Origin of the sequence: Kitasatospora sp. MBT66 (assembly GCF_000710405.2) — a bacterium.
GTDB lineage: Bacteria > Actinomycetota > Actinomycetes > Streptomycetales > Streptomycetaceae > Kitasatospora > Kitasatospora purpeofusca.
On the sequence record NZ_JAIY01000006.1, the window covers coordinates 574812 to 587995 of the forward strand.

Sequence of the window (13184 nt, forward strand, 5' to 3'; positions counted from 1 at the left end):
GGTGTTCGCCTGCTCAGATCTCGCCGCGGAGCTTGGCCAGCGCCTCGGCGAGGATCGCCTCGCCGTCGGCGTCGGTGCGCCGCTCGCGCACGTACGCCAAGTGGGTCTTGTACGGCTCGTTGCGGGACGGGGCGGGCGGGTTGTGCTCGTCCTGCCCGGCCGGGAAGCCGCAGCGCGGGCAGTCCCAGGTGTCCGGGATGACCGCCTCGGCCGCGAAGCTCGGCCGGGTCTCGTGCTTGTTGGCACACCAGAAGGAGATCCGGTTGCGGGGGGCGGATTCGCCGCGCTCCGCCTCACCCATCGGGCCGGCTCCGACCCTGCTGCCACGGATGGCGTTGCCACTTGCCACGGTCTGACTCCCTGCGTGCTGGTGCGCCGACGCGCCGCGATGCGCGTCGGTGGCGAAAGTCGTCCTAGTGTAAGCAGGAGTTAAGGATGCGCCACCACCGGCTCCGCCCCGGACCCTTCCAGGATAGGCCGCGGGGCGACGGGGCGTCAGAGGTATGTCAGCTCTTGTACTTCAGGACCATGCTGAGTACGAACAGCGAGGCGAACCAGCCCAGACCGACCACGATCGTGATGCGGTCCAGGTTGCGCTCGGCGACCGCGGAGCCACCGCCGGTGGACATCGCGCCGCCACCGAACATGTCCGACAGGCCGCCGCCCTTTCCCTTGTGCAGCAGCACCAGGAGGATCATCAGCAGGCTGAAGACGATCAGGGCAATCGAGAACCCGAGAACCACGGCGGGACCAACTCTCTCGTATCTTCGGCGAAGGGGCCGGACCACGCCAGGTGGTCCGGCCCCAAAGCCTACGTTGCTGCGGCGGCGTTAGCCTACTGCCTGCTCACGGTACCGCACGATCTTGACGAACTCCTCGGCGTCCAGGGAGGCACCGCCGACCAGGCCGCCGTCGACGTCCGGCTTGGCCATCAGGCCGGCCGCGCTCGACGACTTGACCGAACCGCCGTACAGCACCCGGACCTTGTCCGCGAGCTCGGCGGAGTACAGCTCGGCGATCCGCGCGCGGATCGCGGCGCAGACCTCCTGGGCGTCCTCGGGGGTCGCCACCTCGCCGGTGCCGATCGCCCAGACCGGCTCGTAGGCGACGACCACGGACTCGGCCTGGTCGGCCGGGACGTCCTTCAGGCCGCCGTCGAGCTGGGCCAGGGTGTACTCGACGTGGGTGCCGGCCTTGCGGATCTCCAGCGGCTCACCGATGCACAGGATCGGGGTGATCCCGTTCCGGTAGGCGGCCTTGACCTTGGCGTTGACCAGCTCGTCGGTCTCGTTGTGGTACTCGCGGCGCTCGGAGTGCCCGATCACCGCGTAGGTGCACTTCAGCTTGGACAGCATCGGGCCGGAGATCTCGCCGGTGTAGGCGCCGCCGTCGTACTGCGAGATGTCCTGCGAGCCGAACTTGATCTTCAGCTTGTCGCCGTCGACCAGGGTCTGCACCGAACGCAGGTCGGTGAACGGCACGAGGACGGCCACCTCGACCGCCTCGTAGTCCTTGTCGGCCAGCGCGAAGGCCAGCTTCTGGGTGTGCTGGATGGCCTCGAGGTGGTTGAGGTTCATCTTCCAGTTGCCCGCCATCAGCGGGAGACGCTCAGTCATGCGTGATTCAGCCTTCCAGTGCGGCGAGACCGGGGAGGGTCTTGCCCTCCAGGTATTCGAGGCTCGCGCCACCGCCGGTCGAGATGTGTCCGAACTTCGTCTCGTCGAAGCCCAGGGTGCGGACGGCCGCGGCGGAGTCGCCGCCACCGACCACGGTGAACCCGTCGCTGTCGATCAGGGCCTGGGTGACGGCCCGGGTGCCGTCGGCGAAGGCCGGGTGCTCGAAGACGCCCATCGGGCCGTTCCAGAACACCGTCTTCGCGTCGGCCAGCTTCTCGGCGAACAGCGCGCCGGAGCGGGGGCCGATGTCCAGGCCCAGCGTGCCCGCCGGAATGGCGTCGTCGGCGACGACGGCGAAGTCCTCGACCGGCGCCTGCGTCTTGACGTCCGGGAACGACCCGGCGACCGCGACGTCCACCGGCAGCACGAACTCGACGCCGTTCTCCTCACCGCGCTTGAGGTAGTCCAGCACCGTCGGGATCTGGTCCTCCTGCAGCAGCGAGCTGCCGACCTCGTAGCCCTTGGCCTTGAGGAAGGTGAACGCCATGCCGCCGCCGATCAGGATGCGGTCGGCCTTGCCGAGCAGGTTGTCGATCACGCCGACCTTGTCGGAGACCTTGGAGCCGCCGAGCACCACCACGTACGGGCGCTCGACCTCCTCGGTGAGGCGCTTGAGGACGCCGACCTCGGTGGCGATCAGGTCGCCGACCGCGTGCGGCAGGCGGGCCGGCAGGTCGAACACCGAGGCGTGCTTGCGGTGCACCGCACCGAAGCCGTCACCGACGTAGAGGTCGGCGAGGCCGGCCAGCTCGTCGGCGAAGGCGCCGCGCTCGGCATCGTCCTTGCTGGTCTCACCGGCGTTGAAGCGCAGGTTCTCGAGCAGCGTGACCTCGCCGTCGGCCAGGGCGGCGACGGTGGCCTTCGCGCTCTCGCCCACGGTGTCGGTCGCGAACGCGACCGGCCTGCCGAGGATCTCGCCGAGGCGGGCGGCCACCGGCGCGAGGGAGAACTGCGGGTCCGGCTCGCCCTTGGGGCGGCCGAGGTGGGAGGCGACGACGACCTTCGCCCCGCGCTCGACGAGCTTGGCGATGGTCGGGGCGACGGCGCGGATCCGGCCGTCGTCGGTGATCGTGCCGCCGGACAGCGGGACGTTCAGGTCCGCGCGCACGAACACGCGCCGGCCGGCGACGTCCAGATCTTCGATGGTCTTCACGGTCTTCGGTCTCCTGGCGAGATGGTGGAGCAGGCGACGGCACAACAGCGGGCCGTCAAAGGGGAGTTGAGGGTGCGCAGACGGAGGGCCCGGTCGGCTTCGCACATGCCTTCCGGGCCCTCCCCCCTACTTCACGTCAGCTCCCGCTGCGTCAGAGCCCGGCACCGACGAGGGTGGTCAGGTTGACGAGGCGGTTCGAGTAGCCCCACTCGTTGTCGTACCAGCCGAAGACCTTGACCTGGTTGCCCTGGACCATGGTCATCAGCGAGTCGAAGATCGTGGAGAACGGCGAGTTCACGATGTCGGAGGAGACGATCGGGTCCTCGGTGTACTGCAGGATGCCCTTGAGGGTGGTCTCGGAGGCCTTCTGGAAAGCCTCGTTGACCTCGGCGACGGTGACGTCGCGCTCCAGGGTGACCACCAGGTCGGTGATCGAGCCGGTCGGGACCGGGACGCGCAGCGAGGTGCCGTCCAGCTTGCCCTTGAGCTCCGGGAGGACCAGGGCGGTGGCCTTGGCGGCACCCGTCGAGGTCGGGATGATGTTGAGGGCCGCGGCGCGGGCGCGACGCAGGTCCTTGTGCGGGAAGTCCAGGGTGACCTGGTCGTTGGTGTACGCGTGCACCGTGGTCATCAGACCCTTGACGATGCCGAAGTTCTCGTTCAGCACCTTGGCCAGCGGCGCCACACAGTTGGTGGTGCAGGAGGCGTTGGAGATGACGGTGTGCTTGGCACCGTCGTACTTCTCGTCGTTGACGCCCATGACGATGGTGATGTCCTCGTCGGTGGCGGGCGCCGAGATGATGACCTTCTTCGCGCCGGCCGTGACGTGCTTCTTCGCCGCCTCGGCCTTGGTGAAGATGCCGGTCGACTCGATGACGATGTCGACACCCAGCTCGCCCCAGGGGAGGTTGGCCGGGTCGCGCTCGGCGATGACCTTGAAGGTCGTGCCGTCGACCGTGATGCTGTCCGCGGTGTGGGACACCTCGCCCGGGAAGGTGCCCAGGATCGAGTCGTACTTGAGCAGGTGCGCCAGGGTCTTGGTGTCGGTCAGGTCATTGACGCCGACGATCTCGATGTCCGCGCCCTGGGACTTAACCGCACGGAAGAAGTTGCGGCCGATGCGGCCGAATCCGTTGATGCCTACCCGGATCGTCACGAACCGATCTCCTCGTTAGGTACGCCGGACGCTATGCCGACGGGGTGGAATTTTGGGATGTCCCCGACCGCCTATGACCCTACCCCTCCGAGGCCGGGTGGAGCACATCAGGCGAATGCGCAACCCCTGGCGTGGCGCGTGTTCCCACCGATTTCGGGCCGTCCGGCCTTGCCCGTCCGGGCAGTTGGTCCCGACCCGCGCGAGGGCCGCCGCAACGGCCCGTTCCAACCCCCGGACACGACTGCGCCGGTGCCCGCGTTGGCGGGCACCGGCGCAGAGATCATCTCCGGGTGCGATCGTCAAGACCCCGGCCGGATCCGGTCGGCGGGAGGCGTCAGCTGAGCGCCATCTCGTCGGTGAGGTTGGCCTCGGTGCTCGGCAGTCCGAGCTCGGAGGCGCGCTTGTCGGCCATCGCCAGCAGTCGGCGGATCCGGCCGGCCACCGCGTCCTTGGTCAGCGGCGGGTCGGCGAGCGCGCCCAGCTCCTCCAGCGAGGCCTGCTTGTGCTGCATCCGCAGCTGGCCGGCGGCGGCCAGGTGCTCGGGCACCTCCTCGCCGAGGATCTCCAGCGCGCGGGCCACCCGGGCGCCGGCCGCGACCGCGGCCCGGGCCGAGCGGCGCAGGTTGGCGTCGTCGAAGTTGGCCAGCCGGTTGGCGGTGGCCCGCACCTCGCGCCGCATCCGGCGCTCCTCCCAGGCCAGCACCGACTCGTGCGCGCCGAGCCGGGTGAGCAGCGCGCCGATCGCGTCGCCGTCGCGGATCACCACCCGGTCCACGCCGCGCACCTCGCGGGCCTTGGCGGGGATGCCGAGCCGGCGGGCGGCGCCGACCAGGGCGAGGGCGGCCTCCGAACCGGGGCAGGTGATCTCCAGCGAGGACGAGCGGCCGGGCTCGGTGAGCGAGCCGTGGGCCAGGAAGGCGCCGCGCCAGGCCGCCTCGGCGTCGCAGGTGGCGCCGGAGACGACGGCCGGGGGCAGACCGCGGATCGGGCGACCTCGGCCGTCCACGAGCCCGGTCTGGCGGGCGAGCAGCTCGCCGTCCTTGACCACCCGGACCACGTAGCGGCTGCCGCGCCGCAGGCCGCCGGGGGCCATCACGACCAGGTCCGAGGAGTGTCCGAAGATCTCCAGCAGGTCCTTGCGCAGGCGCCGGGCGGCGGCTCCGGTGTCGAGCTCCGCCTCGATCACGATGCGGCCGCTCACGATGTGCAGCCCGCCCGCGAAACGCAGGATCGCCGACACCTCCGCCTTGCGGCAGCAGGCCCGGGTGACCGGGAGCCGGCTGATTTCGTCCTTCACCGCTGGAGTCATCGCCATGGCCCGATCCTTCCATGTGTCCGGAAAATCCGGTCGTACGCGGCCGCCAAGAGCTCCGGGTCGTGTCGCGGCGTGCCGTCGGTACGGGCGACCCGCCCGAGCACCAGTGCGGCTCCCATTCGCTCGGCCGCCTTCTCCAGGCCGGCCAGGTCGGCCTGGCCGAAGGCACCGCCGGTGACGGCGCGCTCGTCCACCAGGATCGCATCCACCGCGAGCGCGGGGGCGTGGTCGGCGATGACATCCAGATGACGCTGCGGGGTGAAGCCCTCGGTCTCGCCGGGCTGCGGGGCGAGGTTCAGGGTGAGCAGGCGGCGGGCGCGGGTCTCCACCAGAGCCTTGACCAGCTCGGGCACCAGCAGGTGCGGCAGCACGCTGGTGAACCAGGAGCCGGGGCCCAGGACGACCCAGTCCGCCTCCCGGACCGCGGTGACCGCCTCCGGCACGGCGGGCGGCTCGTCCGGAACGAGCCGGACGGACTGCACGGTGCCGGGAGTGACCGCCACGCTGGCCTGGCCGCGGACGGCGCCCAGCTCGGTGGGGAAGGCCGGGTCGTGCCCCCGGACTATCGCCTCGATGTCCAGCGGGACCGCCGACATCGGCAGCACCCGCCCCTGGACGTTGAGCAGCCGGCCGACCCAGTCCAGGGCCGCCACCGGGTCCCCGAGCTTCTCCCAGAGCGCGACGATCAGCAGGTTGCCGACCGCGTGGCCGCCCAGCTCGCCGGTGCCGGTGAAGCGCTGCTGGATCACCTCGGACCAGGTCCGGCCCCAGTCGTCGTCGCCGCAGAGCGCGGCGAGCGCCTTGCGGAGGTCGCCGGGGGGCAGCACCCCGAGCTCCTCACGGAGCCGGCCGCTGGAGCCGCCGTCGTCGGCGACGGTCACCACCGCGGTGAGGTCGGTGGTGAGCCGGCGCAGCGCGGAGAGCGAGGCCGACAGGCCCTGGCCGCCGCCGAGCGCGGTGATCCGCGGGGCCTGACTGCTCCTGGGGGCCTGGTGGGGACGGGCCGGGCCGGTGCGGGCCGCCCCGGTGCGGGAGCGGCCGGTCACGATCGACCTGGCCGTGGTCCCGCTCCGGTCGGCGGTCTTGTTCTGCAGCTGCCGCCCGGGCACGTATCCCGTCACACCTACCTCGCGTTCCTCTTGCCGGGCCGCCGACCTCCACCGGCGGCCCGGCAGGGGGTGCGGCGGCTACTCCCGTCCCATGTCACGGTGGACGAGCACCGTTTCCACACCGTCCGCGATCAGACGCTTCGTCAGCCGCTCGGACATCGCGACGCTGCGGTGCTTGCCACCGGTGCAGCCTACGGCAAGGGTCATGTAACGCTTCCCCTCGCGGCGATAGCCCTCGGTGACAATGCGCAGCAGCTCGGCGTAGCCGTTGAGGAACTCGTTGGCCCCGGGCTGCTGGAACACGTAGTCGGCGACGTCCGCGTCGGTGCCGGTCCTGGCCCGCAGCTCGGGCACCCAGTGCGGGTTCGGCAGGAAGCGGCAGTCCACCACGAGGTCGGCGTCGACCGGCAGGCCGTACTTGAAGCCGAAGGACATCACGGTGGCGCGCAGCTCGGGCTCGTCGTGGTCGGCGAACTGGGCGTCGAGCTTGGCCCGCAGCTGGTGGACGTTGAGGTTGGAGGTGTCGATCACCAGGTCGGCCTCGCCGCGGAGCTCGCGCAGCAGCTCGCGCTCCTGGGCGATGCCGTCGACGATCCGACCGTCGCCCTGGAGCGGGTGCGGGCGGCGCACGCTCTCGAAGCGGCGGACCAGGGCGTCGTCGGAGGAGTCGAGGAAGACGACGCGCAGCCGCACGCCGCGCTTCTCCAGCTCGTCCAGCGAGGTCAGCAGGTCGTCGAAGAACTGCCGGCCGCGGACGTCCACGACGGCGCCGATCCGGGCGACGTTGCCCTGGGAGCGGGCTCCGAGGTCGACCATGGTCGGGATGAGGGCCGGCGGCAGGTTGTCCACCACGAACCAGCCCAGGTCCTCCAGGCACTTGGCGGCGGTGGAGCGGCCCGCCCCGGACATGCCGGAGATGATCACCAGCTCCGGGGTGTTCTCGCCGCCGGCCTCCGGCCGGGCGGTGCCCCCGTAATCGGACACGGTCACTTCGGTTCCCCGCTCTCGGTGGTTCTGCTGTGGAGAACGCGCGTCGCGCGGGCATGCTTCCCGGCGCCACTCGGACGAGTGGGCGCGGGGCACGCCGGCTGACGGGCGGCGTCGGCCGTCATGGCGTCTCCTGGATGGGTGCGGTCTCGGGCGCCGCGGGCGCCGGCTCGTCGGCGCCGTCCTCGATGATCTCGCCCGTGGCGGTGTTCACGGCTGGTGCGGCAGGTGTACGGGACGACAACGCCGCCGCAACGGTCTCCGCCGTCCGCCGGCCGATGCCGGGGACCGCGCAGAGTTCGTCGACGGTGGCCGCCCGGAGCTTCTTGAGCGAGCCGAAGTGCTTGAGCAGCGCCTGACGGCGAGTCTCGCCGAGGCCGGGGACGGAGTCCAGTTCTCCGGCGGTGAGTCGCTTGGAACGCTTGCCGCGCTGGTAGCCGATGGCGAAGCGGTGGGCCTCGTCGCGGACCCGCTGGAGCAGGTAGAGGCCCTCGCTGCTGCGCGGGAGCACCACCGGGTCGTCCTCGCCGGGCAGCCAGACCTCCTCCAGGCGCTTGGCCAGGCCGCACAGCGCGATGTCGTCGATGCCGAGTTCGTCCAGGGCCCGCTGGGCGGCGGCGACCTGGGGCTGTCCGCCGTCGACGACCAGCAGCTGCGGCGGGTAGGCGAAGCGCCGGGGGCGGCCGTCCTCGGCGCGGGTGTCGACGCCGGTGCCGGTGTCGTCGACACCGGCACCGGTGCCGTCCGCGGCGTCCTCGGGGCCCTCCTCGGGGACGGCCCACTCGCCGGTGCGCTCGCGCTCCTGGAGGTAGCGGCGGAACCTGCGGCTGATCACCTCGTGCATCGAGCGGACGTCGTCCTGGCCCTCGAAGCCCTTGATCTCGAAGCGGCGGTACTCGCTCTTGCGGGCCAGGCCGTCCTCGAAGACCACCATCGAGGCGACCACGTCCTCGCCCTGGAGGTGGGAGATGTCGAAGCACTCGATCCGCAGCGGGACGCTGTCCAGCTCCAGCGCGTCGGTGATCTCCTGCAGGGCGCGGCTGCGGGTGGTGAGGTCGGAGGCGCGCTTGGTCTTGTGCAGCGCCAGCGCCTGCTGGGCGTTGCGCTGCACGGTGGCCATGAGGTCCTTCTTGTCGCCGCGCTGGGGGATGCGCAGGTCCACCTGGGCGCCGCGCAGCCCGCCCAGCCACTCCCGCACCGGCTCGACCGGGTCGGGCAGCGCGGGGACGAGCACCTCGCGCGGGACGGCCTCGCCGCGGTCCTCGGCGCCGCCGCCGACGCCGCCGTAGAGCTGCTGGAGGGCGTGCTCGACCAGGCCGGCGGTGTCGACGTCCTCGACCTTGTCGGTGACCCAGCCGCGCTGGCCCCGGACCCGGCCGCCGCGGACGTGAAAGATCTGGACGGCCGCCTCGAGTTCGTCCTCGGCGACGGCCAGCAGGTCGGCGTCGGTCGCGTCGGCGAGCACGATGGCGTTCTTCTCCATGGCCCGCTTGAGGGCGCCGATGTCGTCGCGCAGCCGGGCGGCCTTCTCGTACTCCAGGTCGGCGGCGGCCTCCTGCATCTCGGTCTCCAGCCGGCGCAGGTAGTTGCCGGTGCGCCCGGCCATGAAGTCGCAGAAGTCCTCGGCCAGCGCCCGGTGGTCCTCCGGCGTGATCCGGCCCACGCAGGGCGCGGCGCACTTGCCGATGTAGCCGAGCAGACAGGGGCGGCCGACCTGGGCGGCGCGCTTGAAGACGCCGTTGGAGCAGGTGCGGACGGGGAAGACGCGCAGCAGCAGGTCGACGGTCTCGCGGATCGCCCAGGCGTGGCCGTAGGGGCCGAAGTAGCGCACGCCCTTGCGGTGCGCGCCGCGCATCACCTGGACCCGCGGGAACTCCTCGTTGAGGGTGACCGCGAGTTCCGGATAGCTCTTGTCGTCCCGGTACTTGACGTTGAACCGGGGGTCGAACTCCTTGATCCAGGAGTACTCCAGCTGGAGCGCCTCGACCTCGGTGGCGACGACGGTCCACTCCACCGAGGCGGCGGTGGTGACCATGGTCGCGGTGCGCGGGTGGAGTCCGGCGAGGTCCTGGAAGTAGGAGGACAGGCGGGGCCGGAGGCTCTTGGCCTTGCCTACGTAGATGACCCGCCCGTGGGCGTCGCGGAACTTGTAGACACCGGGCGAGGTCGGGATCGCACCCGGCGCCGGACGGTAGGTGGACGGGTCAGCCATGGGTCCACCGTACCGACTCGGGCCGGGGGCGCGTGCGGGAGATCAACTGCTTCAGCGCGGGGTCACCTTGAGGTTGCCGCCCTCGACCACCACGTCGTACGCGGGCAGCGGGGCCGGGGCCGGGCCGTCCTGCACGGCGCCGTCGGTGATGCCGAACATGCTGCCGTGACAGGGGCATTGGATCTTCTGGTTCTTGACCTGGTCGACGATGCAGCCGGCGTGGGTGCACTTGGCGCTGAACGCCTTGTACTGGCCCTCGGCGGGCTGGGTGACGACGATCTTCTTCTCGCGGAAGACGGTGCCTCCGCCGACCGGGACGCCGGAGGCCGGGCCGAGGTCGACCGGGGTCTTGGCGGCGGAGTCGGAGCCGGAGGAGGTCGAGGCGCAGCCGGTGACGGCGACGGTGCCGCCGGCGGCGAGGACGGCCGCGGCCCCGCAGAGCAGGGTGCGGCGGGAGGGGGCGGGACTCTCGGGGGCCTCGGACATGAGGGTGCTCCTGGTTTCGGCGGCGGCGTTCGGCGGCGGCTTCGCGGCTGCGGGCCGCCCGGAATTCTATGCGGCGCGCCTCCGCCCGCCCCCGGGGTGCCGGGGGCGGGCGGAGGCGGGCGGCGAGGCCCGTCCGCTACTTGCGCGCCGCCGCGGCGCGCTTGCGGGGGGTCTTGGCCTTGGCCGGCGCGGCCGGGGCCTCCTCGAAGCCGCCCGGCAGGATGTCCCGGAGGAACTTGCCGGTGTGGCTCTCGGAGACGGCCGCGATCTCCTCGGGGGTGCCCTCGGCGACCACGGAGCCGCCGCCGGAGCCGCCCTCGGGGCCCATGTCGACGATCCAGTCCGCGGTCTTGATGACGTCGAGGTTGTGCTCGATGACGATGACCGTGTTGCCCTTGTCCACCAGGCCGGAGAGCACCTTGATCAGCTTGCTGATGTCCTCGAAGTGGAGGCCGGTGGTGGGCTCGTCCAGCACGTAGACCGTCCGGCCGGTGGAGCGCTTCTGCAGCTCGGAGGCGAGCTTCACCCGCTGCGCCTCGCCGCCGGAGAGGGTCGGCGCGGACTGGCCGAGCCGGACGTAGCCGAGGCCGACGTCGTTGAGCGTGCGCAGGTGCCGGGCGATCGCCGGGACGGCCTCGAAGAAGTCGAGCGCCTCCTCGATCGGCATGTCCAGCACCTCGGCGATGGAGCGGCCCTTGTAGTGGACCTCCAGCGTCTCCCGGTTGTAGCGGGCGCCGTGGCAGACCTCGCACGGGACGTAGACGTCCGGCAGGAAGTTCATCTCGATCTTGATGGTGCCGTCGCCGGAGCAGTTCTCGCAGCGGCCGCCCTTGACGTTGAACGAGAACCGGCCGGGCAGGTAGCCGCGGACCTTGGCCTCCTGGGTCTCCGCGAACAGCCGCCGGACGTGGTCGAAGACGCCGGTGTAGGTGGCCGGGTTGGAGCGCGGGGTGCGGCCGATCGGCGACTGGTCGACGTGCACCACCTTGTCCACCAGGTCGGTGCCGGTGATCCGGGTGTGCCGGCCGGGCACCGTGCGGGCGCCGTTCAGCTCCCGGGCAAGGTGGGTGTAGAGGATGTCGTTGACCAGGGTGGACTTGCCCGAGCCGGAGACACCGGTGATCGCGGTGAAGGTGCCGAGCGGGAAGCCGACCGTGACGTCCTTGAGGTTGTGCTCGCGGGCGCCGTGCACGGTGAGCTGGCGCTTCTTGTCCCGGGCGCGGCGGGCGGCCGGGATCGGGATGCTCCGCTTGCCGGACAGGTACTGGCCGGTGAGGGACTCCTTGTTGGCGAGCAGCTGCTTCAGCGAGCCGGAGTGCACCACCTTGCCGCCGTGCTCGCCGGCGCCGGGGCCGATGTCGACCACCCAGTCGGCCATCTTGATGGTGTCCTCGTCGTGCTCGACGACGATCAGGGTGTTCCCGATGTCGCGGAGCCGGACCAGGGTCTCGATCAGCCGGTGGTTGTCGCGCTGGTGCAGGCCGATCGACGGCTCGTCCAGCACGTAGAGCACGCCGACCAGGCCGGAGCCGATCTGGGTGGCGAGCCGGATCCGCTGGGCCTCGCCGCCGGAGAGGGTGCCGGCCGCGCGGTCCAGCGAGAGGTAGTCCAGGCCGACGTCGACCAGGAAGCGCAGCCGCTCGTTGACCTCCTTGAGGACCCGCTCGGCGATCTGCTTGTCCCGGGCGTTCAGCTTCATCGCGCCGAGGAAGTCGGAGCAGTCGCTGATCGACATCGAGGAGACGTCCGCGATCGAGCGGCCCTCGACGGTGACCGCCAGCACCACCGGCTTGAGCCGGCTGCCCTGGCAGGTCGGGCAGGGCACCTCGCGCATGTAGCCCTCGAAGCGCTCCCGGCTGGAGTCGCTCTCGGCCTCCTGGTGGCGGCGCTGGATGAAGGGCACCGCGCCCTCGAAGCCGGTGGTGTAGGAGCGGTCGCGCCCGTAGCGGTTGCGGTAGCGGACCTCGACCTGGTGCTTGTGGCCGTACAGCAGCGCCTTCTTGGCTCGGGCCGGGAGCCCGGCCCAGGGGATGTCGGTGCGGAAACCCAGCTCGCCGGAGAGGGCGTCGATCAGCCGCTGGAAGTACTCCTTGGTGTGGCCGCCGGACCAGGGGTGGATGGCGCCCTCGTCCAGCGAGCGCTCGTCGTCGGGCACCACCAGCTCCGGGTCCACCTCCATCCGGTTGCCGAGGCCGGAGCAGTCCGGGCAGGCGCCGAACGGCGAGTTGAAGGAGAACGAGCGCGGCTCCAGCTCCTCGAACGACACGTCGTCGTACGGGCAGTAGAGGTGCTCGGAGTACATCCGCTCGCGCTCGGGGTCGTCCTCCGGGAGGTCGACGAAGTCGAGCACGACCATGCCGCCGCTCAGCCGCAGGGCCGTCTCCACCGAGTCGGTCAGCCGGCGCTTGGCGCTGTCCTTGACGGTGAGGCGGTCGACGACCACCTCGACGGTGTGCTTCTCCTGCTTCTTCAGCTTGGGCGGCTCGGCGAGCTGGACCGTCTCGCCGTCCACCCGGGCCCGGGCGTAGCCCTTGGACTGGAGGTCGGCGAAGAGGTCGGCGAACTCGCCCTTGCGCTCGCGCACCACCGGGCTGAGGACCTGGAAGCGGGTGCCCTCGGCGAGCTCCAGCACCTTGTCGACGATGGCCTGCGGGGACTGCTTGGCGATCGGGCGGCCGCAGTGCGGGCAGTGCGGCTTGCCGATCCGGGCGAACAGCAGCCGCAGGTAGTCGTAGACCTCGGTGATGGTGCCGACGGTCGAGCGGGGGTTGCGGTTGGTGGACTTCTGGTCGATCGAGACGGCCGGGGAGAGGCCCTCGATGAAGTCGACGTCCGGCTTGTCCATCTGGCCCAGGAACTGCCGGGCGTAGGAGGACAGCGACTCGACGTAGCGGCGCTGGCCCTCCGCGAAGATGGTGTCGAAGGCCAGCGAGGACTTGCCGGAGCCGGAGAGGCCCGTGAAGACGATGAGGGAGTCGCGGGGCAGGTCGAGCGAGACGTTCTTGAGGTTGTGCTCGCGAGCACCGCGCACAATGAGGCGGTCGGCCACTGCTTCTGGCGCCTTTCTCCGGGGCGAGAGGGCTGGGTTTC

General features: G+C 71.2%; 11 protein-coding genes. All 11 read right to left on the reverse strand.

Annotation, left to right across the window (positions count from 1 at the left end; genetic code table 11):
* Positions 1-13: 13 nt before the first annotated feature.
* The 11 genes from BI06_RS15085 to uvrA all read right to left on the reverse strand — a co-directional run bounded on the left by BI06_RS15085 (position 14) and on the right by uvrA (position 13143).
* A complete protein-coding gene (locus BI06_RS15085) occupies positions 14-301 on the reverse strand; it encodes an RNA polymerase-binding protein RbpA (protein WP_030308030.1) in 288 nt (95 codons plus the stop codon).
* A gap of 205 nt (positions 302-506) precedes the next feature.
* Positions 507-743 carry a preprotein translocase subunit SecG gene (gene secG / locus BI06_RS15090; protein WP_030394965.1) on the reverse strand — a complete coding sequence of 79 codons (237 nt, stop codon included), beginning with the start codon at positions 741-743 and terminating at the stop codon, positions 507-509.
* Positions 744-830: 87 nt separating this feature from the next.
* Positions 831-1616: a triose-phosphate isomerase gene (gene tpiA, locus BI06_RS15095; RefSeq protein WP_030394966.1), complete on the reverse strand. Its 786-nt coding sequence runs from the start codon at positions 1614-1616 to the stop codon at positions 831-833.
* A 7-nt stretch (positions 1617-1623) separates the two neighbouring features.
* On the reverse strand, positions 1624-2829 hold the full coding sequence (pgk, locus tag BI06_RS15100; protein ID WP_043468580.1) for a phosphoglycerate kinase: 1206 nt from the start codon (positions 2827-2829) through the stop codon (positions 1624-1626).
* Positions 2830-2980: 151 nt separating this feature from the next.
* Positions 2981-3985 carry a type I glyceraldehyde-3-phosphate dehydrogenase gene (gap, locus tag BI06_RS15105; protein ID WP_030394968.1) on the reverse strand — a complete coding sequence of 335 codons (1005 nt, stop codon included), beginning with the start codon at positions 3983-3985 and terminating at the stop codon, positions 2981-2983.
* 334 nt (positions 3986-4319) lie between these two features.
* Positions 4320-5300: a DNA-binding protein WhiA gene (gene whiA, locus BI06_RS15110; protein WP_030394969.1), complete on the reverse strand. Its 981-nt coding sequence runs from the start codon at positions 5298-5300 to the stop codon at positions 4320-4322.
* A complete protein-coding gene (gene yvcK / locus BI06_RS15115) occupies positions 5291-6394 on the reverse strand; it encodes a uridine diphosphate-N-acetylglucosamine-binding protein YvcK (RefSeq protein ID WP_094745610.1) in 1104 nt (367 codons plus the stop codon). The genes whiA and yvcK overlap by 10 nt, the downstream gene beginning before the upstream one ends.
* A gap of 93 nt (positions 6395-6487) precedes the next feature.
* Positions 6488-7399 carry an RNase adapter RapZ gene (gene rapZ / locus BI06_RS15120; protein WP_369826124.1) on the reverse strand — a complete coding sequence of 304 codons (912 nt, stop codon included), beginning with the start codon at positions 7397-7399 and terminating at the stop codon, positions 6488-6490.
* A gap of 118 nt (positions 7400-7517) precedes the next feature.
* Entirely contained in the window at positions 7518-9608 is a 2091-nt protein-coding gene (uvrC, locus tag BI06_RS15125) for an excinuclease ABC subunit UvrC (protein ID WP_043468583.1), read from the reverse strand.
* Positions 9609-9659: 51 nt separating this feature from the next.
* A complete protein-coding gene (locus BI06_RS15130; RefSeq protein ID WP_043468586.1) occupies positions 9660-10094 on the reverse strand; it encodes a Rieske (2Fe-2S) protein in 435 nt (144 codons plus the stop codon).
* A 136-nt stretch (positions 10095-10230) separates the two neighbouring features.
* Positions 10231-13143, reverse strand: a complete 2913-nt coding sequence (gene uvrA / locus BI06_RS15135) for an excinuclease ABC subunit UvrA (RefSeq protein WP_043468588.1) — start codon at positions 13141-13143, stop codon at positions 10231-10233.
* Positions 13144-13184: the final 41 nt, after the last annotated feature.